Source organism: Epibacterium sp. HA2-3, from assembly GCF_055693725.2.
In genome coordinates, this window is sequence record NZ_JBVFUL020000004.1 from 43,809 (window position 1) to 68,345 (window position 24,537).

Sequence of the window (24,537 nt, forward strand, 5' to 3'; positions counted from 1 at the left end):
TGTGCCTCATTGCGCATCTGTTGGTCTTCCTATCAAATCTGCGGGCGGGGCGACCCGCAGCCTGGCCTGGGATTATTCATAGATCGTCAGCTTCTCTCGCCAGTTCCCGGGATAGACGGCATAGAATATCCGGGCCTTGTCGCCGCCGTAGGACAATCGTGTGCCTTTGGGGATCCACATGGTATCGCCCGCATTGGCCATGTGAACCTCGCCGCCGACTTCCAACAGAAATCTGCCTTCCAACACATGAACGATCTCATCGTAGTGGACCTGCCATGCGATGGCGTATCCATCGAATTCCGCTATGCCGGCCGCCATCGTGGGGCTTAGATCGCTTGAAATAGCGCGCCCCACACGGGCCTCGCCCGGTGGTCCGCCCCGGTGCTTCATGTCGATGTCCTTGCCGCGAATAACTTTTACAGCCACGTCAGAAATCCAGTAATTTTGCGCGCCCGCGGTCCGCGAGGCGTTTGTTGAGTACCTGTGCGCTGCTGTTTCCGCTTTCCAACGCAAAGACAAAAGCGTGGGTCAGATAGAAACAAGCAGCATCAATGTCCTGGGTTTGCTCGGCCTGGTCTGCCGCCAGAGTATAGAGATCGACCAGCCCGTTTGTGTCATCTGCGTCATGAGCAGCTAAAAGCGCCTTCTCAAGGGCATCCCGTTCCATCGCCTATCCTTTGAGAGAGATCGCGATATTCTTGGTGCGGACATAGTTATATAGTGCCTCGAGCCCCTTTTCGCGCCCAAAGCCGGACTTTCCGACACCACCGAACGGCGTGGAGATGCCACCTGCAAACCATTCATTCACGAACACCTGCCCGGCACGCAGTTTTCGCGCCACCCGATGCGAACGCGCCAGATCGCGGGTGAACACACCGGCAACCAGGCCGAATTCCGTCCCGTTTGCCATGGCAATGGCTTCGCCTTCGGTTTCGAAAGGTGTCATGCAGGTGACAGGGCCGAATATCTCTTCCTGGGCGACACGGCTGGACGGATTGACATCGGCCAGAATGGTGGGGGCCATGAAGTGGCCTTTCCGGTCCAACCGGCTGCCACCCGCGGCCACGCGTGCCCCGTCCTGGCGTGCGGTTGAGGCCAGTTCCTCGATCCGGGACAGTTGTAGGGCCGAGATGACGGGAGTGTGATCGGGATTATCCAGCCCGTGCCCGATGCTCAGCCCGTTTGCGAGGGCTGCCGCGCGTTCAACCGCCTCTTCATAAATCGAGCGATGCACAAGAACCCGCGCCATGGCCGAACAGACCTGGCCTGCATTGTAGAAGATACCGCTTTTCAGGCTGGCGATGAATGTATCCAGATCGGCATCTTCGAAAACGACAGCCGCGGATTTTCCACCTAGTTCCATCAAGGATGGCGTCACCTGCTCTGCCGCCGCACGCAGGATTGCCTGCCCGGTCGGAACCGAGCCTGTAAAGACGATCTGGTCGATTTGCGAAGACGCGACGAGTTTTGCGCCGATATCCGGTCCGATACCGTTCAGGATCGACACAGCACCGGCCGGGACATCCGCCCGCTCAAGCGCCGTGCCCAGAAGTGCAAGGCCAACCGGATCAAGCTCGGGTGACTTGATGATCGTGGAATTGCCAGCAGCCATCGACGGCGCCAGCGACCGCGCCGCGATGGAAACAGGGAAATTCCAGGGGACGATCTGGGCGGACACACCGAAGGGTTCGAACACGGTATAGTCGGCATAGTCAGGGCCAAGCGGAATTGATTTGCCTTCGATCTTATCGGCGACACCACCGTAGTATTCGAAGTATTGCGCCGCCTCTTCGAATTCATCAAAGGCAGCGTCGAGGGTCTTGCCGCTCTCGCGGCACAAAAGCTGTGCCCCTTCGTTCGCGATCCCGCGGATTTCCTGCGCGACGCGCAGCATCAGACGTCCACGCGCAGATGGCTGCATATCGGCAAGATCACCGCGGTCAAATGACGCCCGCGCCGCATCTAGCGCAGTCGCGACGCTGGCCTCGGATGCTTTGGCACAGTCGGCAAAGTGGTCTTCCGTGGCCGGGTCCTCGACAGCGATCACCGCGCCATCATCGCCCTCCGCCCACTCACCGGCGACAAAGTTGCGCGCCAGACCGTCGCTGAGAAAGGCGCTCATGCGTTCCGGCCGTTTTCGATCTGCGTGGCGACCCAGTGATGAAAGTTATGCGTCGGCCCGTCCATCGCAGGAGAGAAGCGCCCGCCGTCAAACAATGCGCCATGGCGGCCCTTTTGCATGCCCTCCACGACAAAGACATCCTCCTCGAACACGGTCTTCCAAAGCTGCGCATTGGATGCGCGAAGGCCATCATGCTCCGGCGTTTCCTTCTCCGGCTTTGCGTAATAGAGTTCGATGTGTTCTACAGTATTGCCCCAGCTCTTTGGCTCCAGCACGATCGCAAAGCAGTGATCGCGCTGAACGCCCAGCAACACGTTCGGATAGACGGCGACGTATTCGGCGCCCTCGTTCCACTGTTCGCTCAGCCCTTCGAAATCGGGGAACTTCTGGCCATCCTCGTCGGTCAGCTGGCGATAGACCAATGTGCCCTGGCCGGAATAATGGCCGCGCTTTTCGATATTGTAGTGATCCTCAAGCCGGGAGTAGCTGTTCAGGCCCGGATGAACCCATGGCAGGTGGTAGCTCTCGCAATAGTTCTCCACGGCCAGTTTCCAGTTCGTCGCGACTTCCAATTTGAACGAAGACGTCTCGCCACCGTGGTGGATTGGCTGCTCGAACTCGCCCCAGCGCTCCATCAGTTCTGCGTGGACTTCGGTAAATTCGGGGGCATTGCCGTCGATATTAACGAAGATCACATCGCGCCAGATAAAAGACCGGATCCTGATAAGGCCCAGCTTGTCCATGTCGATATCTTCATGGGTATTCTGGCCCGGGCCGCCGACATGCGGCGTTGTCCGAAGCTCACCGTTCAGGCCGTAGCACCAGCTGTGGTAGGGGCACCGGATTGCGCCTCGAATTTTCTGGGGCTTTTCGACAAGGATCATGCCACGGTGACGGCAAGTATTCTGGAATACCCCAATCTCGCCGGTGCGATCCCGGACAAGAAGGATCGGCATCCCCAGAAAATAGACAGGCTTGGCATCACCCGCCTCGGGAACATCCTTGCCAAAGCCGATGCCTGACCAATTCGCAAACAGCACCGATCGCTTTTCCTCTTCGAACAAGGCAGGATCAACGTAGTGTTCGTTCGGCAGGCCGTTCGCGACGTTCACGTCGGCCAAAACGGAAGACAACGGGCCAAATTTGTTCATCGAACTCTCCTTGGTGCTGAGGTTGCTCGGCACCAATTGGACCCATTCGGACCAAGCGCTCAATACGGGAAAAGTTCATTTTTGGATGACTCAAACTAAACCGAGATAGAACGTGCCTCGTTGAGCAGCCAGCTTCTGAGTAGGCTTGCATTGGGCGACAGTTCTTCTTCGGGCGGGCCCACGAGGTAGAATTTATTTGGCGCGGGTATGTGGTGCCTGCCCACAATGGACAGTTTGCCGCTATCCACCATGGGCTGTACCAGCCTTTGCCATCCCAGGGCCAGGCCCATCCCTTTACGTGCGATCTGAAGCGCGACCGAGTAACTCGTCACCCGCGCGCCGATCGTGATGTCTCCGTTGTAGCCAAGATGTTGAAACCACTCGCTCCAATTGGTCCAGCTTGATGTCGCGGGGCTATCGAGGTGGATCAGCCGCTGCCGCGCTATGTCCTCAAGACTGCATTGCGCCAGTTCGACCGCTGTTTTGGGTTCGGCCACCGGGACAAGCCGATCCCGGTAGATGGGTGTTTGCCGCAGGTTCGAATTTCTGTCTTTCCCGTATCGTATGATAAAATCAAAGGCGCTAGGATCTTCAAAGGGTCGGTCTTGCGTGATCTGACTGACGTTGATGTCGGGGTGTTCCCGCCAGAAACGGATAATGGCCGGCGACAGCCAAAGTGCGGCAACAGCCGTGGTTGAGCCGACTGTAATCGCATCCGTCTCAGCGCTCTGGCGGATCTTCGACAGCTCCCTCGAGATCTGGCGGTAGGACGTAGCGAGCACCTCGAAAAGCTGGTGTCCCTCGACCGTCAATTCGACGCCGCGATGCCGGCGGGCAAACAACGGAACGCCCAGTTCCCCCTCAAGTGCCTTGATCTGATGGCTGACAGCCCCCGGGGTCACCGATAGTTCCTGCGCTGCATTTTTGAAACTCAGGTGACGGGCCGCGGCCTCGAACGCCGAAAGCGTGGTCATAGGAGGGAGATTATAGTGGCGTCGGGACATCGTCTTTTCATCGCTGAATGGATTCGGATTAAGTCAGCTCATCCGAATATGAGTATTTTTCCAATTGAGCGCTACCAAAGATTGGGGTTTCTGAAATGAGGAGGAGCGCGTTATGGTCAAACAGAGAATAGATATTCGTCAATTGCCCCCTGATGACACGCCGGCAGGATGGGTGGAGCCATCTGAATATGCGGCAATCGGATCTCGTCGGCACCACGATCGTGTCACCCATTTCGACTGGACCGTCATCGGGGCGGGCTTTACCGGGCTGGCCGCCGCCCGGCGCCTGGCCGAACTCAATCCCCAAGACACGGTTGCACTGATCGACGCCAAGCCAATTGGCTGGGGTGCCTCGGGCAGAAATTCCGGGTTCATCATTGACCTGCCCCACAAATTCGATCTCGACAGTGACGATCCCGATCGGCTTTCGGCTATCATGCGCCTGAACAGTCGGGCCATTTCCGATCTGGAGGCTCATGTCCAAGCCGCCGAAATCGCGTGCGATTGGTCTCCCGTCGGTAAGCTTCAGGGGGCTGTCCGCGAACGTGGCACAGGCAAGATGCGCCAGTTTGTGAAAGCACTCGAAAAGATCAATCAGCCTTATACCGCGCTTGATCGCAGCGAAGTCGCCGACATTACGGGCACAAACTACTATGCGGGGGCCATTCACACACCGGGCTGCGTTTTGATGAACCCTGTGCGGTTGACCCGCGGCCTGGCGCGTTCGCTTCCCCAAAACGTGACCCTATTTGATGGAAGCCCGGTTGTGCGGTTTGAACGTGAAAGCCGTGGCTTTGGCATGACATTGCGCAGTCGCGGGATTCCGCTGGAGGTGACAACCTCGGCCGTATTGATGTGCACCAACGCCTTCACACCTGAATTCGGGTTTTTGCAGAACCGGATTGTGCCGGTCATCACCTTTGCATCCATGACACGACCGTTAAGCGGGGCCGAAATGGACAGCTTTGGCGGGCGGCTGGATTGGGGGCTTACCCCCGCTGATCCGGGTGGCACCACCTTGCGCATGACCAGAGACCGCAGGCTTCTGGTCCGCAACCAATATGACTATGCCGGACACTACGGCGCTAAAGACAGCGCACTCGATATCGTCCGGCAAAAACACCGTGAGGCATTGGACAAGAGGTACCCCGGTCTTAAGAAGGTTCCCTTTGACAGCACATGGGGCGGCGTCTGCGGCCTGTCGCGCAACCATGTCAGCTATTTCGGTGAGATCGCCTCGGACGTGTGGAATTCATCCTGCCACAACGGAGTGGGCGTGGCACGCGGGACGATTTCGGGGCGGCTGCTGGCCGAGGCAGCATCGGGCCGCAGTTCATCCTTGCTGCAGGACATGTTTGCCGTTTCAAACACGCCGTCCCTGAACCCCCCTGATCCATTTCTTGGTCTGGGCGTGAAGGCACGACTGAAACTGGCAGCCTGGGAAAGCAAGGAGGAAATCTGATGGATACGATCACGGCCCGTTTGGTGCGCAAAACAAGCCTGAGCGCCGATACAACCGATTTTCAATTCGAGGCTGTCCAAGGCCGGTTTCAGGGGCTTGAACCCGGTGCCCATGTGGATATCCACCTCGGCCCCGAGCTTGTCCGCCAGTATTCGCTGTGGAGCTGGTCGCAAGACGGCCGCACCATCAATATCGGCGTGAAGCGCGAAGAAAACGGCCGTGGCGGATCGCTTGCAGTCCACGCTCTTGAAGAAGGCGCGGAGGTTGAAATTGGCGGTCCGCGCAATCATTTCAAGCTGCAATCCGATGATTGCTATGTCACCCTCATTGCCGGGGGCATCGGTGCCACGCCATTGGTTGCAATGGCACGTGAACTGCTGAACACGGGGCGCGATTTCCAGGTCATCTACCTTGTGCGATCACGGGATTTCGCCGCAATGGATGCAAAATTCCGGGCTCTGGGGCTGGATCAGTGGTACAGACTGCATTGCGATGACACCGATGGGCGGCTGGATTTTTCCGATGTCCTGCGGTCGATGCCAAACGGCAGCGATGTCTATGTCTGCGGGCCCGAACCCATGCTGGGCGCGGTGCTTGAGGCTGGCAGCGCCATGCGCGGCGGCACAATCCACTTTGAAAGATTTGCTGCGGCGTCTGACGCAAACCACGGCGATAACGACAGTTTCGAGATCGAGATCGCATCAACCGGTGCCGTCTTCGAAGTCGGGTCGGAGGACACGATCCTGAACGTTCTGAAGTCAAATGGTATTCCGGTCGAGTTCGGTTGCGCAGAGGGTCTGTGCGGATCGTGCATCGTCGATGTGGTGGAGGGTGAGGTCGATCACCGCGACGGTATTCTGACACCCGAGGAACAGGCCTCCAGCAGCTTCATGTGCACCTGTGTGTCACGCGCCAAGGGCAAACGCCTCGTGCTGGAGCTTTGACCCTAATGGCAAACGGCGGATGGTCCATCATTGAGATGCGGCTACACCCTCGCTGATCCGGGGTTGTTAAGGGCGGGACCGTTGCAGATGAGCAGTCAACGATAATGTTGACTTCGCACCATAAAGTTTGTTACCTGAGATGTGACATCGGAATCGTAGATGCCGATGATCCCGCGGGCCGGGGAACATTTATCTGCGCAGAGGGCACGAAAGCTGCACAGACAGATTTCAGGAGAGTCCCATCGGACCTTTTCCGCACGACGCACCCAAAGCCAAGATCGACGACACCAACATTGCCGGAACGGATGGATTTGAATTTGTTGAATTCGCGCACCCCGACCCAGGCGTTCTGGAGGAGTTGTTCACCAAGATGGGTTACGTTGAGGTCGCACGTCACAAGACGAAGGATATCTCGCTGTTCCGGCAGGGTGGCGTGAATTACATCGTCAATCGCGAACCGAATTCGCACGCGGCGCAATTTGTGCAAGATCACGGGCCATGTGCCCCGGCCATGGCATGGCGCGTTGTCGATGCGCAGCATGCGATGAAATGTGCCGTGGACTACGGCGCCGAAGAATATACAGGCGAGGGCAAATCCATTGACGTGCCAGCGGTGATCGGGATCGGCGGATCGCTGCTTTATTTCATCGAAGACTATGACGAGGGCAAAAACCCTTACGACGGCGAATTTGAATGGCTGGGCGAAGCGGATCCGACCCCGGAAGGCGCAGGGTTCTATTACATCGACCACCTGACGCACAACGTCATGCAGGGCAACATGGACACATGGTATAAATTCTACGCCACTGCGTTCAACTTCAAGGAAATCCGGTTTTTCGACATCAAGGGCAAGGTCACGGGCCTGACCAGCCGCGCGTTGACGTCGCCCTGCGGCAAGATCCGCATCCCGATCAACGAAAGCTCGGACGATCACAGCCAGATCGAAGAATACCTGAAGGAATACAAGGGCGAGGGCATCCAGCACATCGCCGTGGCGTCCAATGACATCTACGCGTCGACCGATCTGATCGGCGACAACGGTGTCGATTTCATGCCCGGTCCCCCTGCGATCTACTACGACAAGAGCTTTGATCGCGTCAAAGGTCACGACGAACCGCTGGACCGGATGAAAAAGCACGGCATCCTGATCGACGGCGAAGGTGTGGTCGATGGCGGCATGACCCGCATTCTGTTGCAAATCTTCTCAAAGACCGTGATTGGCCCGATCTTCTTTGAGTTCATCCAGCGCAAAGGTGACGACGGCTTTGGGGAGGGCAACTTCAAGGCGCTGTTTGAATCGATCGAAGAAGACCAGATTCAGCGCGGCGTTTTGAAGGCGGAGTGAGTGACATGAACAAGCCATCCACTGATTTCGTGCGCGCCAAAAGCCGCGCCAAATATAACGAAGGCTACATGCCTGGTTTCGGCAATGACTTCGAGACCGAAGCCGAAGAAGGTGCGCTGCCGATCGGGCAAAATTCGCCCCAGCGGTGCCCCTACGGGCTTTATGCCGAACAGCTGTCGGGGTCGCCGTTTACGGCCCCTCGCATCTCAAACGAACGCTCGTGGCTCTACCGGATGCGACCCACAGTGCAGCACGTGTCTGACATGGTGCGGTTTGAATTGCCGCATTTCCGGTCTGCCCCGACGGTGGACGAAAGCGGGCTGCCGCTGGCGCCGATGCGGTGGGATCCGGCACCCATTCCCGATGATGCGGGCACCTGGCTTGAGGGGATGCGCACCATCTTTACCGGTGGCGACGTTCTGACCCAAGTAGGCTACGCGATCCACACCTATGCGGTGACAGAAAGCATGGACACGGAGGTGTTTTATAACGCCGACGGTGAAATGCTGATCGTGCCAGAGGTTGGCAAACTGCGGTTTTTCACCGAATTCGGCATCATCGACGTCGCCCCGGGCGAAATCGTCTGCATCCCGCGCGGCATCAAATACAAGGTGCTGCTGAACGGTGATGACAAGGCGCGTGGCTATATCTGCGAAAACTACGGCGCAGTCTTTACGGTGCCGGAGCGCGGGCCGATTGGCGCAAACTGCATGGCGAACCCGCGTGATTTTCTGTCACCTGTCGCCGCCTACGAGCAGAAAGAAGGCGTCAAGCACCGGATCGTCACCAAATGGTGTGGCCAGTTCCACGCCTGTGAGATCAACCACAGCCCGCTGGACGTGGTCGCGTGGCACGGCAATTACGCACCTTATAAATACAACCTGCGGCACTATTCCCCCGTGGGTCCGGTGCGCAATGACCACGCCGATCCGTCGATCTTTACGGTTCTGACCGCTCCCAGCGGCGAGGCGGGAACGGCCAATATCGACTTCGTGATCTTCCCGCCGCGCTGGTTGGTGGCCGAGGATTCATTTCGCCCGCCGTGGTATCACATGAATATCATGTCCGAATTCATGGGGCTGATCGAAGGGGTCTACGACGCCAAGCCCGAAGGTTTCGTGCCCGGTGGCATGTCGTGCCATAACATGATGCTGCCCCACGGCCCCGATGCGGACGCCTTCTACGCCGCCTCGCTCAAGGATCTGGAGCCGGAAAAGCTCGACAACACGATCGCCTTCATGTTCGAGACGCGGTTTCCCCAGCAGCTGACGAAATACGCAGCCGGGCTTGAAACACTCCAGGTCAAATATCCTGATGTGTGGAAACCTCTACGCAATCACTTTGACCCAAAGCGGCCAGTCTGGAACGGCGAATGACCCGATTGAACAAGACACACGATCCGGCCCGCACCTCCTGGGTCACGAGTGCCAATAAGGCCGATACGGATTTTCCGATCCAGAACCTGCCATATGGCGTGTTCTCTATCAGCGATGGGCCACGGCGCATTGGCGTGGCGATCGGTGACAGGATCCTTGATCTGACCGCCCTGGAAGAGGCCGGGAAGCTCACGCCGGGCGGCGCTGAAAAGGTGTTCGCTGATGGCGTCCTGAACCCGCTCATGGCGCTTGCGCAAGACGTTTGGTCCAGCACCCGCGCCGCAATCGCCGATCTTCTGGATGCTGATACCGGCGATCGGTCTTTGCCTTTGGTGGCGCAGGCAGAGGCGACGCTTCATCTGCCCATTTTTGTCAGGTCCTTTACCGATTTTTACGCGTCCCGGGAACATGCCACGAATGTCGGCACCATGTTTCGCGATCCCGACAATGCCCTGATGCCGAACTGGCTGCACATCCCGATCGGCTACAACGGGCGGGCTTCGACTGTAGTGGCGTCAGGTACACCGATCCACCGTCCTAACGGTCAGTTGAAGAGGCCGGATGACGCCGCACCGCGTTTCGCGCCTTGTCAGAAACTGGATATCGAGCTGGAGCTTGGCGCGATTGTCGGAACCGGCAATGTCATGGGCCGGCCGGTGACAGCGGCGCAGGCCTACGACAACATTTTCGGTTATGTTCTTTTGAATGACTGGTCAGCACGCGATATACAGGTTTGGGAATATCAGCCTCTTGGGCCATTTCAGTCCAAGGCCTTTGCAAGCACGATCAGCCCCTGGGTTGTCACACGCGAGGCGCTGGAGCCATTCCGCACCCCGGCCCCTGATCGGATAAAACCTCTCTTGCCCTATCTGCAGGAGGACACGCCGAACAATTTTGACATCCACATGGAGGTCTCCCTCGCCCCGGAGGGCAAATCCGCGACCACAATCTGCAAAACCAATTACAAGCATATGTATTACTCCTCCGCAGTGCAGCTTGTGCATCACGCCTCTTCCGGCTGTGCGATGGAGACGGGCGATATTCTGGGCTCCGGCACGATTTCCGGCCCTACGAAAGACAGTTTCGGTTCGATGCTCGAACTGTCATGGAACGGGCGTGATCCCATTGAGGTCGATGGCGGTACCCGGACATTCCTCGAAGATCGCGACACCATCACTATCACCGGCTGGTGCGAGGGGGCCTATCGCATTGGGTTCGGCAACTGCGAAGGCCGCATCCTGCCTGCGGTTGATTTCGGTGGCTGACGCCTGGCGCTCCTATTCCGGTGCGCCTGAACCGGGCACCGCGATATGCGCTTTGGACGATGTACCCAATGACGATACGCTCTGTATCGCGTTGGATGGTTTCCCGATCATACTGGTTCGCCGCAACGATGCTGTGCGTGCTTTCGTCAATGCCTGCCCGCATCAATACCTGCCCTTGAATCACAGGGGTGACCGGTTGATATCGGCTGACAAGACCGTGCTGCGCTGCACCAGCCATGGTGCCGGATTTGCGGCCGATACGGGCGAGGGGGTAGAGGGGCTTGGCATCGGGCAGTGCCTTGATCCGATCCCGGTGCGTGTGAACCGGTTAATGGTTCTGATCGGTGCGACACCATGAGCCGCCCTGTCTTTCATGATAGCCTGCTATCGTCAGCCGCTTGGCGGGTCAGGGCGGCGCTGGCGATCAAGGGGATCGAAACCGATACCCGGCGCTACGAAATAATCGGAAAGCCACACCGCACAGCCGCTTTCATGGCCCTGAACCCACAGGGCACGGTTCCGGTGCTCGAGATTGACGGACTCACCATCACGCAATCGCTTTCCATCCTCGAATATCTTGAAGAAACGTGCCCCGGACCGCCCCTTTTGCCGAAGGACGCGGAAGGCCGGGCACGTGTGCGCACCTTGTCTTATATTATCGCAATGGAAACCCATGTGGTGACGAACATGGACGTGGCGATGCACGCAGCCCAAGGGGACGATACCCGTCTTGGCGCGTGGCAAAACCATTATTTTTGCCGTGGCCTTGATGCCTTCGAAGCGCTGCTTGCGCATCCGGCAACCGGCACATTCTGTCATGGCGACGTGCCGGGCATGGCCGATTGCTGCCTTGTGCCACAAATGCGGAACGTCCTGCGCATAGGCATGGATGCTGCACAGTGGCCCCGCCTGGCAAGGATCGCAGACCATGCCGCAGATAACCCTGCTTTTGCACAGACGCATCCGGATCAATTGGCAACCACACCATGACCGCGCAACCTGCCATTCTTCATGACTACTGGCGTTCATCGGCAAGCTATCGCGTCCGAATCGCCCTGAATCTTCTTGCGATCCCCTATGAAAGCCGAACTGTCGATCTTCTTCAGGGGGATCATCGGCAAGAGGCATATCTTGCGCTCAACCCCCAGGGGATTGTCCCGTCGCTGGAGATCGGGGGAAAGGTTCTGACCCAGTCGCTCGCCATCATCGAATATCTGCATGCGACCACGGGCCATTCGGCCCTGCTGCCCGATGATCCCCATGGCCAGTATCGCGTGCGCCAGCTGTCCTATGCGATCGCGATGGAAATCCATCCGGTCTGCAATCTGTCAGTGGCCACGCATATGGCCGGGCTGACCGGAGGCGACGAAATGACCAAGGCCGCGTGGATGCAGCATTTCATTGCAAAGGGATTGGCCGCGCTGGAAGGGCTGTTGCAGCAAGGCGATGCCGGAACATGCTGCGCCGGCGACACGCCGAGCATGGCAGACTGTTGTCTGATCCCCCAGCTTTATAATGCGGACAGGTGGGGCGTCTCTTATGAAAGACATGAAAGGATAAGACGTATCGCCGATAATTTGCACAGGATCGACGCGTTTCGTGATGCACATCCAGACAGGGTTGGCCCACCGGCGCGGTAAGGACGGGCCAAAATAGGTTTGCCGCCTCACACAGGCAGATACCAAACCTCTATTCGTCTAGGATGATGCCAAGCTGCTCCAGTCCGTGCCACAGGCCGGCCAATGCCTCTTCTCCAAGGCCCGCCTCGATCTGCTTTCTGCGCGCCTCGAAGGCAGGTCTGACGGAAGCGAGCATGTCCAAACCCTTGCCCGTAATTGCGACCAGCTTCTTGCGTTTGCTTCTCGTGTCCGCCTCGAAACTGACAATGCCAAGTTTCTCCATCTCCACAGCCGTTCGGCTGACCTGAGCACGATCAAGCGAACAAAACCTGCTCAGATCAGAGATAGAAATGATCTCAAACGTGTTGACGACATTCAGGATGCGATAGGATGTCAGGCCAAGAGGCGTGTCTTTGAGAAGTGCCGCGGCATCCTGATCCAGCCGCTTGGACAGGACCGACAACCGAAACGTCAGTCGGCTTTCAAGCTCTCGCACTTTTTCGAGTTGCGATTCCAAAGCCTTGGCGTTCATCGACATAGCCACCTCCTTTTTGTTGCGCAAGCAACATTATTGTAGATCTTACTTCGATATTAGGCTAACCTAAACGCTATTGGTGACAAAGCACCAATTTGAACGCGCGGGGGGTTCTATCGTGAGAGGGGCTAAAAATGTTTTGTTCATCATGGCAGATGAACATCAGGCACGGGCCCTGTCGTCTTTCCAGCATCCCTGTGTGCAGACGCCGAACCTTGATAAACTGGCCGCGCGCGCAACGAATTTTTCCAATGCCTACACGGCCAGCCCGATTTGTGTGCCCGCACGTGCCGCGCTGATGACCGGGCGCTATCCGCACCAGACAGGCTATTGGGACAATGCCCATGCCTATGACGGCGCATGCCCCGGCTGGGGCCACGTTCTTCAGGCAGGCGGTGTTTCGGTCACCAGCATTGGCAAGCTCCACTTTCGCTCGGATAGCGATCCGACGGGGTTTGACCGCCAGATCCTACCCATGCACATCCAGGGTGGGGTCGGACAGATCTGGGGGTCCGTCCGCAACCCCTTGCCCAAGCGCAGCAAGGGTGGCGGCATGTTGGGGGCAATCGGCGCGGGATTGTCCAAATATAACCGCTATGACATGCAAGTTGCGGATACCGCCGCGTCGTGGCTGCACGAACCCGCGCGAAAAGCCGCGCCCTGGGCGGCCTTCGTCAGCTTTGTCGCGCCGCACTTTCCATTGACCGTGCCGCAGGAATTCCTCGATCTTTATCCCGCCCGCGACATACAGCTGCCACAGTTGCGCCCGTCGGGCGGATACACGCCGCACCCCTGGGTCGCGCGGATGAACGATATCGAAGACAGCGATGCAGAACTGGCGACGGACCATCGCCGCCGCGAGGCCATTGCTGCCTATTACGCGCTGTGCAGTTTTGTGGATGCCCAGATCGGAAAGGTGCTGGACGCGCTCGAGGCATCGGGGCAGGCGGAGGACACGCTGGTCATCTACGCCTCGGATCATGGGGAAAGCCTTGGGATGCGCGGGCGCTGGGGAAAATCCGTGCTGTATCGGGAATCGGCCCAGGTGCCGCTTTTGATTGCTGGCCCGGGGTTCGACTGCGGCAAGACCGTGCAAACGGCGGTTTCCCTGACGGATGTGGCACCAACGATCACGGAGGCCTTCGATCTTACGCCCGATCCCGCCTGGCCGGGGCAATCCCTGCGCAGGATTGCGTCGCAGTCCGACGATCCGGATCGCGTTGCCTTTGCCGAATATCACGCGGCCAATTCACCTTCGGGCGGGTTTATGGTCGCGACACAGCGCTGGAAATACCACGAATACGTTGGCTATCCGTCAGAGCTGTTCGATCTGCAAGCAGACCCCGATGAGGCGGACAATCTCGCTGTGGATCATTCCTACGACACGATCCGCGCGCAGATGTGCGCCGCCTTGCGCCAAATTTGCGATCCTGTTTCCGTCGATCAGGCTGCAAAGGCCGATCAGGATAAGCTGGTCGCTAAATACGGAGGCCCCGAACGGGCCTTTAACACCGGACCCTCTGGTGCCACTCCGGTGCCCTGAGTTTGAAATCATCGCTAGTTGGAGGAGCAATAGCATGACATTTTTACAACTGAAGGGGGCTGCGGTGGCTCTCGCCCTATCGGTTTCGCCCTTTGTGGCTCACGCACAGGATTGGGAGCCAAGTGGACCCATCAAGATGTCCATCGCGTTTCAGGCAGGTGGCGGCGTTGATACGCTGGGCCGTCTGCTGGCAGAGGAACTCAGCGCCCGCAACGGTTGGGAGATCATCCCCGAAAATGCAGCAGGCAAGGGCGGTGGCGTCATGGCGGCGGCCATGGTAGGAGAGCCGAATGACGGCCTCTCTATTGGTGTGACCGTCGATGAAGCCATGACCTACGGTGTCCAGGCTGCCCGCAACCCCGGGTATGCCCTTGACGATTTCACGTACATTTCCACGATTACCGGCACACAGATGGCTGTCATCGCCCAGGCGGATCGCGGATGGACGACTCTCGGCGATGTCATTGCAGCGGCCCAAGCGGGTGAGAGCATCACCTTTGCTGCGATGAGCCCAATGTTGACCGATGCAATCTATATCATCGGAAAGAACAACGACGTCGAATTTACGCCGGTCTCTGTCCAGGGTGGCAAGGGTGGTTTGAATGCCGTCGTCGCTGAGGATGTGGACATCGCCTTTGCAGCGGGGGTGCAGACCCCCGGGGTTCTGGCCGGTGACCTTGTCAATCTGGTGTCCGGTGAGGAGGGGCCACTGCGCATCTCGCCCGATGCCCCGATGATGTCGGACTTCAACGTGCCCTACATTTTCGGCTCGAAATTCATCGTGGTGGCGCCAGCAGGCATGCCCGAGGACATCCGCGTAACCTATGAAAATGCGATCGCGGAGATTCTGAACGATCCGGAAAGCAAGGTTGCCGAATTCGCATCGCGGGCTTTCTCGGGACCGATCGTTGTTCAGGGTGAAGAGCTCGAAGCTTCGGTGCAGGATCTTTACGAATCCTACAGCGCCTTGCTGGAAGACACCGCTGAGTAGTGCCAACGACTGGCCGGGCATTGGTCCGGCCAGTCGTTTGACGCAAGGGAGGCCATGATGCTTGGACGTCGCACCGAGATGTGGATTGCGCTGACGTTGCTCTTGCTTGCGCTGGTGTCCCTGTTCGTCTGGATCCCGCTGGATAGCGAAACACCTGCCATCTACGAATTTCGCCGCAACGTGAATATCGGCGATGCCATGCTGCCGATGGTGGCGGCGGCGGGCCTGGCGATTTGCGCGGCGATCCATCTGATCGCACAACTACGCCGCCAGCCAGATAGCTTTGAAGACCCCCCCTTTGACGCCTTGTCGGGTGTGTTTGCCCTGTCGGTGCTGGCGATCATCGCTGTTGCGCTTTTGCTGATGTTCTGGGCAGGCCCATTGGCCGTTGCCATGTTCGCGCAAGGCGGCGAGGAGACCGTCAGCTACCGCCAGCTGCGCGCGGCGGTTCCATGGAAATACATCGGCTTTTTCCTGGGCGGCTTCACCATGGTGTTCGGATTGATTTCCTTCATCGAAGGCCGGATGTCGCGCCGCGCGGCCGTGTTCGGGCTGTTGAGTGTCGCAGGGCTCATCACGCTGTTTGATGTTCCCTTCGACAATATTCTGCTCCCCCCGAACGGAGATTTCTGATGGAGCCGCTGCAATATGTCTGGGCGGGCGTCATGGCCGTCTTTGCGGGCCCCGCTGCCTTTGAGATCATGGGGTTCGGGATACCGCTTACGGTTCTGATGGTATTTGGCGGGTTCGTGATCGGCATCGTGGGTGGGGCGACGCCGGGCCTTGCTGGGCCTTTCATCATGGCGGTATCGCTGCCCATACTGCTGTCGATTTTCGGTTTCACACCCGACGCTCTCTTGCCGGTGCTTGGATTTCTCGTTGGCGTGATGAAGGGGGCGACTGTCGGGGGGGCTGTCCCTGCGATCCTGTTCAACACGCCGGGCACGCCGGATGCCATGATGACAACGCTGGATGGCTATCCCATGACCCGAAAGGGGCAGGCGGGCAAGGCCCTGCGCAGCGCCCATTTCGCCTCCGTTTCAGGGGATACCTTTTCGGATCTTGTGCTGTTTACCTGTGCACCTTTCCTCGCGATCATGGTCGAAGGCTATCTGGGCTTTGCCGAAAAGGCCGCCTTGATCCTGCTGTCGCTCGCCTTTGTGGCGGCGGTTGTCGGGGCCTCCCCGATGAAAGGTCTGGCCGCCGCTTTCCTTGGTATCTTCATCGCCTCGATCGGGACGGGAGAGGACCTGTATTCCCGTCTGTCCTTCGGGACCGATGCGCTTGCCACGGGCGTGCCGCTGATCGCCGCCGTGATGGGCGTGCTGATCCTGGGCGAGGTGCTTTGTGCCTTTGAACAGATGTGGCGTGATCGAAAGGCCGCGATGCCTTTGCCGCAGGTGGTGCAGACGGGCGACAACAGGCTCAGTTGGTCTGACAGACGCAGGCTTGTGCCGTTCATCAGCGTATCGGCCGTTGTCGGCACGGTTGTCGGTGCGCTGCCCGGTATTGGATCGACGCTTGCCGCGACTTTGGGCTATGCAACCGGCGACAAAATGCACAAGGGCCCGGTCCCGTTCGGGGAAGGTACCCCCGAAGGGGTCGCCGCGACCGAAGCTGCCAACAGCGCGGTGTCGGGGTCAAACCTGATCCCCGTCCTGTCCTTGGGTATTCCGGGCAATGTCGGTGCGGTTTTTATTATTCTGGCAGCGGAATCCATCGGTGGATTTAATCCTGGCCCAAGTGTTTTCCGCTTCACCACGGCTGAGGTGAACCCGGAACTGGTGATCGCCTTTGGTCTATTCACTGCGATGATGTTGGCCAATATCCTCAACTGGATCATCGGAGGGCGGATCATGGTGGCCTGTGGCGTCATGGCAAAAATCCCCAGCCAGATCCTGTTGCCAATGGTCCTGCTGCTGACCCTGACAGCCGTTTACGTTCAGGAAACCGATTTCACCGTAATCTATTTCACATTGGCCTTCGCCGTGCTGGGCTATTTGATGCGCAAATTGAAAATCCCGACACTGCCGTTCATCATCGCTTTCATACTGGCCGGTAACCTTGAGACTGCATTCCGGCAGGCCTTTGCGGTTGCCGATGGGGACATCCTGTTCCTGTTCAAGAGCCCAATTTCTCTTGTCTTCATCGCCCTGTCGCTTGCTGTTGTCATCTTTTTCTCGCGACCCAAGAAACCTGCAGCCAACGCTGCAATCGCCGCTGAAAGGGATACCTGATGGCCATCAAGAACCTGCTTGTCGCCTTCAACGGGAATGAGGCCTCTGAAAGTGCGCTGCACGTGGCCGCGCGGATGCAAAAGAAATACGGAGCGCATGTGACGGGGCTCCTCGCCCACGAAGGACGGCGCGACCGGTTCGCTGCGCGGTCCTGGGTGCCCGACAATGTGCGCGGCATCCTTCAGAAATCCATCGCCGCAGAAGAGGCAGAGGTCGAGGCGCGGTTTCGCAAAATTGTCGCCGATGCTCCGCAAGATCGTGTGCATTGGATCTCTCTTGCGGGGAAACCCGACGGCACCGTCGCGCAATATGCCTGCATGTACGATTTGACGATCGTGGGCACACCCTTGGCCAATGACCGATCCGAGGATGCCCTGCATCCCGAACGCATCGCCCTCAAAAGCGGGCGCCCGGTGCTGATCGTGCCCAGCACCGTCGACCCCGACAGCATGAACCGCCCCACTGTGCTGGCCTGGGACGGGCAGCGTGCGGCGGCCCGTGCGATGAACGATGCGATGCTGATACTTGAGACAAAGCAGCAAGTGGACGTTCTGAGCATCGGTGACATCCGCCCGTCTTTGCAGGGTATCGACGTTATTGAGGCCCTTGAACGCCATGGCATCACCTGTCAACGCGTGCGGCGCGACGGATCCGTGCATCGGGCTGGTCGCGACATCCTCACCTATTGCAAGGAAATTGATGCGGGGCTGCTTGTCATGGGGGCCTTTGAGCACAGCGTGTTTCGCGAAGAGCTTTTAGGAGGCACCACATCGACCGTGCTCAGGCACATGACCCTTCCGGTTCTGATGTCGCACTGATGACACAGGCACCACCGAATTTCCTTATTATTTCCGCCGACCAGCATCGGGGCGATTGCCTTGGCATCGAGGGGCGCCAGGTCAAAACCCCCCACCTTGATCGCATGGCCCGGGGCGGCACGCGATTTAGCGCTGCAATCTGTCCATCGCCCGTATGTCAGCCCGCACGCGCCTCGATCCTGACGGGCCAGCTGTGCCGCACGCATGGTGTCCATGACAACGGAATTGATCTGGACACTGAAACAGGCGAACGCGGCTTTGCCGGCACACTTGCGGCAGCGGGCTACGATACCGGGTTCTTCGGCAAGGCCCATTTTTCAAGTTATGATGCACGCGTTCCGACGGGGCGGCCTGAATCCGTGCTGTCCTCTGTCGATTTCGGCCCCGATTGGCACGGGCCTTACATGGGATTTGCACATGTTGACCTGATGCTCAGCGGGCCAAGCAATCATCCCCCCCAAACGCCGCCCAGGGGTCTGCACTACGAACACTTCTTTCACGCCGACGGGCAGGGGGCCGAACGCGCAGCCCTTTACCAGGCAGGCGTAGGCGATACCAAGGGGGCTGCACAGACCTGGCATTCGCAACTGCCGCCGGAATGGCATTACACGCCCTGGACCGCTGATCGGGCAATCGAGTGGCTGAACAACAGGGCCGAGAGCGGCAAACCGTTTTGCGCATGGGTTAGCTTTGTCGACCCACACCACCCATTCGATTGCCCCGAACCGTGGTCACGCCTGCACAATCCAGCAGAGGTGGACTTGCCAAGGCATCGCACCCGCGATCTGGACAATCGCCCGTGGTGGCATCGCGCCGCGCTTGAAAACACTCCTCAGGGAAACCCCGAGGAGGTCGCCGTGCGCAGCAGCTACTCGCGCATCGCACCGCAAACTGACGATCAACTACGCGAAATCATCGCCAACACCTACGGCCAGATCGCCTTTATCGACGCTCAGGTTGGGCGGATCATGGCAACACTCGAAAAGGCTGGTCTCGATGAGAATACAATCGTCATCTATACTTCCGATCATGGTGACTGGCTTGGCGATCATGGGCTCATTCTCAAAGGCCCGATGCCCTATGAGGGGCTGCTTCGGGTGCCGATGATCGTGAAGGGGCCGGGCGTGCCCGCGCAAAACGTGGTCGATGACCCCGTCTCGACACTGGACCTCGCATCGACATTCTACGACTATGCACGGGTCGCCCCCGGCTTGGCGCAGCATGGTCAATCGCTGCGCCCCTTGCTTGAAGGGCAGGGTGCGCGGGACTATGCGATGATGGAATGGGAACTGCTGCCCAATCGTGTTGGGGTCGCTCTTTCGATGCGGACTGTGCGCACCAAGGATGCTAAACTCACTATGGATTTGCTGTCCGGTGCTGGCGAAATGTATGACCTCATGAATGATCCCGACGAAATGACGAATATCTTTGACGATCCGGCCCATACCGCTCTGCAGGCACGCTTGTATGGCTATTTGATGGACCGTCCCGATGATATCGGCCCAATCAACGTGCCGGTCGGTCCGGGGTAGGCTTTTCTATGGCGTCTGAAACGCGTTGCACATCCTGTTGCTCTCCAAGCCGCGCTGCCAAAGCATCGCGCACAGGTCTGCCATCGGCGGGGCCCGTCCCGGAAGGCAAGGTAAACCACACCATCGTCAACATCCCCGGAGGGCGCGGCCTCATCGGGACCAAGACCCCACGGATCGAGAACGATGGCGAAGGGCCACTGCGTCCAACGCGAATTTCTCCGTTTCGGATGACCGCAACCACGATCACGAACGCCGAATTCGCCAAATTTATCGCGGCGACCGGCCATACGACAGAGGCGGAGACATTCGGCTGGTCATTTGTATTCTGGCAACAAGTGCCCGATGCCATAGGCTTGACGCGAGGGGTTGCAGGCGTTGAATGGTGGCGCCGGGTAGATGGCGCGATCTGGTCGGCCCCAAACGGCCCGGGGTCCGAAGGCGCATGTCTGCCGGATAATCCCGTGGTTCATGTGTCATGGAATGACGCAAAAGCTTATGCAGCCTGGGTCGGGGGGCGGCTGCCCTCGGAAGCCGAATGGGAACATGCCGCCCGTGGCGGACAAGGCGATGTCGCATTCCCATGGGGCGACGACGAGCCTGACGATGAAGCATTTACCCCCTGCAATATCTGGCAAGGGGACTTTCCCCATTTCAACACCGCTGCGGATGGATATCAGACGACCGCCCCGGCAAAGTCATTTGAACCCAATGCCTATGGCCTGTTCAATCTGGTTGGGAACGTCTGGGAATGGACAGCAGACCCCTTCCGCGTGAAGTCATTGAAGCGCAGCGTGCAAGCCCGGTTGCACGCGGCCAGGGGCTTTAAGGTGTCCAAGGGCGGCTCTTTCCTGTGCCATCGCAGCTACTGCTACCGGTATCGCATCGCCGCCAGATCAGGAACGTCGCCAGACAGTTCAACGACCCACCAGGGTTTCCGCGTTGTCTGGTCAGATTGATTTTGCAACGAGTGATCGCGCAAGGCAGGATCCCTGGGTAGGCTTTGCAAAACACGCGCTTTCGACCGCACTATGACGGTTTTTTTGACCAAAATTGGATTAACCTTTCGGATTCCCTGGAAAGCATACATTCTTACCATAACATAGATTATGAGACGGAAAATTTGTAGCGGGTGGATTCACAAACGAAGTGCAAATTCTGTACGAATACAGAGCGTTGCACGGAGTATGAAGAATGGGAACCCACTACTGTCACCTGAAGCTGGACGAACGCCGCAAGCTCGCAAAGTGGCTTGAAGCCAAAATGCCGATCTCTGAGATCGCGGATAGATTGGGTCGCGCGCCCTGCACGATCTACCGGGACATCAAGCGGAACCAATATACGAACGACGAACTGCCAGAGCTGAATGGCTATCATGCGGTTGTCGCTCAAGACAAATACGAGCAGCGCCGCGGCATCCATCGAAAGATGATCGTTCACTCTGAACTGAAGGAAGCTATCGAGGACCGGCTCAAAGCTGGCTGGTCGCCAGAACAGATCGCAGGCCGGATGCGGCTCGAACGCCATCCGATCCGCGTGAGCCATGAGACCATCTATCGCTTCGCCTATTCCAAGGACGGTCGTGAAGAACAGTTCTACAGGCATTTGCCAGAGCATCGCCGCCGCCGTCGTCCATGTGGTTATCGTCGCGGTCAACGCACACATATCCTTGATAGCCAGAGCCTGGCGCATAGGCCCGAACGTATCAACGAGCGCGCGGAGTTCGGTCATTGGGAGTGTGATCTGATGATGTTCCGCAAGGAGTATGGAAAGGTGAACGTAACGTCTCTCGTTGAGCGCGTCAGCCGCTTTGCGGTCGTCACGCGAAACGAGGATCGACAATCCAAGCCGGTCATGGAGGCGTTGATCCACGGGCTGGCTCCCCTGCCCGCCGAGGCGCGCCAGTCGATCACGTTCGACAGAGGCACCGAGTTCTCGGCCTGGCGGCATCTGAAGGCGGGGATCGGTGCGGATGCGTGGTTCTGTGATCCGCAAGCGCCGTACCAGAAAGGCACCGTCGAGAATACGAACAACAGGTGAGGTGCCCCAAGTTTCCTAGACACTTGCCTGGTTCAGTTTCTGCTGTCTGATCTCGAAGTCAACGGGCGACAGCATGCCGTTGTTCGTATGCTTGCGCTTTGGGTTGTAGAACAGCTCGATGTATTCGAACACGTCCCGCCGCGCGTCGTCGCGGGTCGGGTAGGTCCGACGCCGGATACGCTCCCGCTTCAGCAGCTGGAAAAAGCTCTCGGCGACGGCGTTGTCGTGGCAGTTGCCGCGCCGGCTCATGCTGGGCTCGAGGCCGTGCTGGCGTAGAAACGTCTGCCATTCGCGGCTGGTGAACTGGGATCCCTGGTCCGAATGCACCGTGACCTTTCCATCGGGTTTGCGTCGCCAGACCGCCATCAGCAAGGCCTGCAAGGCCAGGTCCGTCGTCATGCGGGACTGCGCCGACCAGCCGACGACACGACGGGAGAAGAGGTCGATGACGACACAGAGGTACAGCCATCCTTCGTGCGTTCTCAGGTAGGTGATGTCAGTCACCCAGACCTGATCCCGCGCAGACGTATCGAACCATTGCTCCAGCCTGTTCTCAGCCACAATGGCGGGCTTACCACCATACCGGCCGGGACGCCGCCGATAGCCGACCTGAGCCGCGATCCCGGCAAGCGAGGCCAGGCGCGCGACGCGGTTCTCCGAGACCTGCTCGCCCTGGTCGCGCAGATCGTCCGTCAGCTTGCGATAGCCATAGACCTTGCCGCTGTCGACCCAAGCCTGCCGGATCAGCTCCGTCTGACGTACATCCTCCTGCGCACGGTAGCTTAACGGTTCCTTAAGCCATGCGTAGAAACCAGAGAAATGCACCTGCAGCACCCGGCACATGGCCCGAACGCCGAACTCCTCGCGATGCGCCCGGATGAAGGCGTACTTCATTGGGACTCGCGCGCGAAGTACGCCGTTGCCTTTTTTAAGATGTCGCGCTCCTCGGTCACGCGAGCCAGCTCACGCTTCAGGCGACGGTTCTCGGCCTCGTGGTCCACGCCCAGCTTTGGAACGGGCTCCCCGAACAGCTTCAGCCACTTGTAGAGGGAATACGTGCTAACGCCTAAACGCCGGGAAACCTCCCGAACCGGATACCCCCGCACCGTGATCTGATGCACCGCATCTCGCTTGAACTCGTCGCTGTAATTGCTCGTCCCCATATCGGCCTCCTCGCCTCAAAGTTAGGGGGCAAAGCGTCTACAAATCTAGGGGCACCTCAAAGTGTGCTGCACCAACAGGCCGGACACGTGACTGCACCCGATCATGCTATCTAAACGTCGAAACCTTCACCCACATAAACCGGGGCATCCACACGTGGGTTGCGAAAAATCCCCTATCTTGCTGAAAAGCAAGGGGAACGGACATGGCCCACACAGAGCTGGATTTGCGTGAGAGACGCGCAATCGAAGACATGCTGAATACAAAGGTGCCTGTGAGCATGATCGCAGCAGAGATCGGCAGGCACCGCTCGTCGATCTACCGTGAGATCAAACGCAATGGTTTTGAAGATGATGAGCTGTAGGAGCTCAACGGTTACTACGGCATCGTCGCGCAGCAACAAGCTTCCAAGCGCCTTGGCAGAAAGGATCGGTTGAAAACCTAAACAAACGCGCGCGTTGGTATCTACCCCGAGACACCTAGCTCGCGGCGCTCTCAAATCGCAATATGAAGGCGATTTGCGACCGCCTTAACGGCACGCCCAGAAAGTGCCTCAATTCAACACCGCGCAAGTGCCTCGGCTACCACACGCCTGCCGAGATCTTCGAAACCAAACTGATGGAAATCCAGAGCCGACTGGAATAGAACGATATATCAGAACTTGAACTTCAGTGTGAGTTCACAGGTCTGCAATTTCGTCATGTATACGAGAACGGTCTACGATGTCTGCGTCACAAAGAGCAGCAGCCAGCTGCTATTCGGTGGCGTCAGAGTGGATGTGAAGAGTTTCCACACGTAGTGATCCAGATCATGGTTTGTGCCCGTGGCACTGGTATCGTCCTATGCAACCTCTACCCATCCATTAGCGTAACCCTTTCCTCGATCAAAAGGGCAACCACACAGCAGGACGTCACCAACCGTCGGCTATTTGAGCCGACCCGATGCTTGGCTTTCCAACGCTGAGATCTCATCACGCCTCTCATTGATCAAATCCGCGACGCTTTGACTGGACAGGTTCTCCAGGAAGGTCTGTCTTGCGGCTTCAAGCGCCCTGGCGGTCGCGGCATTGGCGGACTGTTCCAGAAGACAGTTTGGTGTGTCGTCAGAAGTACCGATGGCAAAGAGTTTCGGTTCTCCGAGTGCAGAATAAACATCCGCCAAGGAGAAGGTAGAAAGCGGCTTTTCAAGGTACCAGCCGCCACCGTGCCCTTTGGTCGATCCGACCAACCCACCCTGTCGCAGCAGCCCCATGGTGCGACGTACCAGGGACGGATTAGTATTGAGCATCTGACCGATCATTTCCGACGTCAGCAGCTCATCGGAATCGGCAAGATGCATCAGCACATGAAGCACGCGGGATAGTCGGCTGTCTGTTCGCATTCGGCCCCCTCTTTC

General features: G+C 58.3%; 23 protein-coding genes and 3 pseudogenes. 18 read left to right on the top strand and 8 right to left on the bottom strand.

The annotated features are described in order from the left end of the window. Nucleotides 1–72 precede the first annotated feature (72 nt). The 5 genes from ACZ1HH_RS19315 to ACZ1HH_RS19335 form a co-directional block, all read right to left on the bottom strand. Nucleotides 73–426 (bottom strand): cupin domain-containing protein, encoded by a 354-nt coding sequence (locus tag ACZ1HH_RS19315; RefSeq protein WP_472635666.1) that lies wholly within the window; start codon nucleotides 424–426, stop codon nucleotides 73–75. A 1-nt stretch (nucleotide 427) separates the two neighbouring features. Further along, entirely contained in the window at nucleotides 428–667 is a 240-nt protein-coding gene (locus ACZ1HH_RS19320) for a hypothetical protein (RefSeq protein ID WP_472635665.1), read from the bottom strand. A 3-nt stretch (nucleotides 668–670) separates the two neighbouring features. After that, nucleotides 671–2,122, bottom strand: coding sequence for an aldehyde dehydrogenase family protein (locus ACZ1HH_RS19325; RefSeq protein ID WP_472635664.1), 1,452 nt, complete (start codon nucleotides 2,120–2,122; stop codon nucleotides 671–673). Continuing rightward, nucleotides 2,119–3,273 carry an aromatic ring-hydroxylating oxygenase subunit alpha gene (locus ACZ1HH_RS19330; protein WP_472635663.1) on the bottom strand — a complete coding sequence of 385 codons (1,155 nt, stop codon included), beginning with the start codon at nucleotides 3,271–3,273 and terminating at the stop codon, nucleotides 2,119–2,121. Before ACZ1HH_RS19330 ends, ACZ1HH_RS19325 begins: the two co-directional genes overlap by 4 nt. A gap of 95 nt (nucleotides 3,274–3,368) precedes the next feature. After that, nucleotides 3,369–4,277, bottom strand: a complete 909-nt coding sequence (locus ACZ1HH_RS19335) for a LysR substrate-binding domain-containing protein (RefSeq protein WP_487320553.1) — start codon at nucleotides 4,275–4,277, stop codon at nucleotides 3,369–3,371. A 112-nt stretch (nucleotides 4,278–4,389) separates the two neighbouring features. Here ACZ1HH_RS19335 and ACZ1HH_RS19340 point away from each other — a divergent pair, with 112 nt between their 5' ends. The 8 genes from ACZ1HH_RS19340 (at nucleotide 4,390) to maiA (ACZ1HH_RS19375) (ending at nucleotide 12,309) form a co-directional block, all read left to right on the top strand. Further along, a complete protein-coding gene (locus ACZ1HH_RS19340) occupies nucleotides 4,390–5,739 on the top strand; it encodes an NAD(P)/FAD-dependent oxidoreductase (RefSeq protein WP_487320554.1) in 1,350 nt (449 codons plus the stop codon). Further along, nucleotides 5,739–6,683: a PDR/VanB family oxidoreductase gene (locus ACZ1HH_RS19345; protein WP_472635660.1), complete on the top strand. Its 945-nt coding sequence runs from the start codon at nucleotides 5,739–5,741 to the stop codon at nucleotides 6,681–6,683. The genes ACZ1HH_RS19340 and ACZ1HH_RS19345 overlap by 1 nt, the downstream gene beginning before the upstream one ends. 241 nt (nucleotides 6,684–6,924) lie before the next feature. Continuing rightward, entirely contained in the window at nucleotides 6,925–8,028 is a 1,104-nt protein-coding gene (gene hppD, locus ACZ1HH_RS19350) for a 4-hydroxyphenylpyruvate dioxygenase (protein ID WP_472635756.1), read from the top strand. 5 nt (nucleotides 8,029–8,033) lie between these two features. Continuing rightward, nucleotides 8,034–9,404: a homogentisate 1,2-dioxygenase gene (hmgA, locus tag ACZ1HH_RS19355; RefSeq protein ID WP_472635659.1), complete on the top strand. Its 1,371-nt coding sequence runs from the start codon at nucleotides 8,034–8,036 to the stop codon at nucleotides 9,402–9,404. Beyond that, complete coding sequence (fahA, locus tag ACZ1HH_RS19360) at nucleotides 9,401–10,669, top strand: fumarylacetoacetase (protein ID WP_472635658.1); 1,269 nt, start codon at nucleotides 9,401–9,403, stop codon at nucleotides 10,667–10,669. Before hmgA ends, fahA begins: the two co-directional genes overlap by 4 nt. Next, nucleotides 10,662–11,027, top strand: coding sequence for a Rieske (2Fe-2S) protein (locus ACZ1HH_RS19365; protein WP_472635657.1), 366 nt, complete (start codon nucleotides 10,662–10,664; stop codon nucleotides 11,025–11,027). The genes fahA and ACZ1HH_RS19365 overlap by 8 nt, the downstream gene beginning before the upstream one ends. Continuing rightward, on the top strand, nucleotides 11,024–11,659 hold the full coding sequence (maiA, locus tag ACZ1HH_RS19370) for a maleylacetoacetate isomerase (protein ID WP_472635656.1): 636 nt from the start codon (nucleotides 11,024–11,026) through the stop codon (nucleotides 11,657–11,659). Before ACZ1HH_RS19365 ends, maiA (ACZ1HH_RS19370) begins: the two co-directional genes overlap by 4 nt. Beyond that, nucleotides 11,656–12,309, top strand: coding sequence for a maleylacetoacetate isomerase (gene maiA / locus ACZ1HH_RS19375; RefSeq protein ID WP_472635655.1), 654 nt, complete (start codon nucleotides 11,656–11,658; stop codon nucleotides 12,307–12,309). Before maiA (ACZ1HH_RS19370) ends, maiA (ACZ1HH_RS19375) begins: the two co-directional genes overlap by 4 nt. Before the next feature lie 49 nt (nucleotides 12,310–12,358). Here the strand turns inward: maiA (ACZ1HH_RS19375) and ACZ1HH_RS19380 are convergent, their stop codons facing one another. Then, the gene (locus ACZ1HH_RS19380; RefSeq protein ID WP_472635654.1) at nucleotides 12,359–12,826 is read right to left on the bottom strand and encodes a MarR family winged helix-turn-helix transcriptional regulator; all 468 of its coding nucleotides are present in this window, start codon (nucleotides 12,824–12,826) and stop codon (nucleotides 12,359–12,361) included. A gap of 145 nt (nucleotides 12,827–12,971) precedes the next feature. Here ACZ1HH_RS19380 and ACZ1HH_RS19385 point away from each other — a divergent pair, with 145 nt between their 5' ends. The 8 genes and pseudogenes from ACZ1HH_RS19385 to ACZ1HH_RS19420 form a co-directional block, all read left to right on the top strand. Then, a complete protein-coding gene (locus ACZ1HH_RS19385) occupies nucleotides 12,972–14,366 on the top strand; it encodes a sulfatase family protein (RefSeq protein ID WP_487320555.1) in 1,395 nt (464 codons plus the stop codon). A 34-nt stretch (nucleotides 14,367–14,400) separates the two neighbouring features. Further along, a complete protein-coding gene (locus ACZ1HH_RS19390; RefSeq protein ID WP_472635652.1) occupies nucleotides 14,401–15,357 on the top strand; it encodes a tripartite tricarboxylate transporter substrate-binding protein in 957 nt (318 codons plus the stop codon). Nucleotides 15,358–15,411: 54 nt separating this feature from the next. Beyond that, on the top strand, nucleotides 15,412–15,990 hold the full coding sequence (locus ACZ1HH_RS19395) for a hypothetical protein (protein WP_487320556.1): 579 nt from the start codon (nucleotides 15,412–15,414) through the stop codon (nucleotides 15,988–15,990). Further along, nucleotides 15,990–17,594, top strand: a complete 1,605-nt coding sequence (locus tag ACZ1HH_RS19400) for a tripartite tricarboxylate transporter permease (RefSeq protein WP_487320557.1) — start codon at nucleotides 15,990–15,992, stop codon at nucleotides 17,592–17,594. Before ACZ1HH_RS19395 ends, ACZ1HH_RS19400 begins: the two co-directional genes overlap by 1 nt. After that, nucleotides 17,594–18,412, top strand: a complete 819-nt coding sequence (locus ACZ1HH_RS19405) for a universal stress protein (protein ID WP_472635647.1) — start codon at nucleotides 17,594–17,596, stop codon at nucleotides 18,410–18,412. The genes ACZ1HH_RS19400 and ACZ1HH_RS19405 overlap by 1 nt, the downstream gene beginning before the upstream one ends. After that, on the top strand, nucleotides 18,412–19,944 hold the full coding sequence (locus tag ACZ1HH_RS19410; protein WP_487320558.1) for a sulfatase-like hydrolase/transferase: 1,533 nt from the start codon (nucleotides 18,412–18,414) through the stop codon (nucleotides 19,942–19,944). The genes ACZ1HH_RS19405 and ACZ1HH_RS19410 overlap by 1 nt, the downstream gene beginning before the upstream one ends. Nucleotides 19,945–19,952: 8 nt before the next feature. Continuing rightward, a complete protein-coding gene (locus ACZ1HH_RS19415; protein WP_472635645.1) occupies nucleotides 19,953–20,900 on the top strand; it encodes a formylglycine-generating enzyme family protein in 948 nt (315 codons plus the stop codon). Nucleotides 20,901–21,135: 235 nt separating this feature from the next. Further along, nucleotides 21,136–21,978 (top strand): annotated as a pseudogene (locus ACZ1HH_RS19420) (IS30 family transposase); the annotation flags it as partial. A gap of 18 nt (nucleotides 21,979–21,996) precedes the next feature. On the opposite strand, the gene ACZ1HH_RS19425 reads toward ACZ1HH_RS19420, so the two are convergent. Beyond that, a protein-coding gene (locus ACZ1HH_RS19425; RefSeq protein ID WP_472635644.1) for an IS3 family transposase occupies nucleotides 21,997–23,144 on the bottom strand; the annotation gives its coding sequence in 2 pieces (ribosomal slippage) (nucleotides 21,997–22,901 and nucleotides 22,901–23,144; 1,149 coding nt in all). 203 nt (nucleotides 23,145–23,347) lie between these two features. Here ACZ1HH_RS19425 and ACZ1HH_RS19430 point away from each other — a divergent pair. Together ACZ1HH_RS19430 and ACZ1HH_RS19435 are read left to right on the top strand one after the other, a co-directional pair. Further along, nucleotides 23,348–23,578, top strand: a pseudogene (locus tag ACZ1HH_RS19430) (helix-turn-helix domain-containing protein); the annotation flags it as partial. Continuing rightward, a pseudogene (locus ACZ1HH_RS19435) lies at nucleotides 23,551–23,787 on the top strand (hypothetical protein); the annotation flags it as partial. The pseudogenes ACZ1HH_RS19430 and ACZ1HH_RS19435, both read left to right, overlap by 28 nt. 279 nt (nucleotides 23,788–24,066) lie before the next feature. On the opposite strand, the gene ACZ1HH_RS19440 reads toward ACZ1HH_RS19435, so the two are convergent. Further along, on the bottom strand, nucleotides 24,067–24,522 hold the full coding sequence (locus ACZ1HH_RS19440) for an RrF2 family transcriptional regulator (protein ID WP_472635643.1): 456 nt from the start codon (nucleotides 24,520–24,522) through the stop codon (nucleotides 24,067–24,069). Nucleotides 24,523–24,537: the final 15 nt, after the last annotated feature.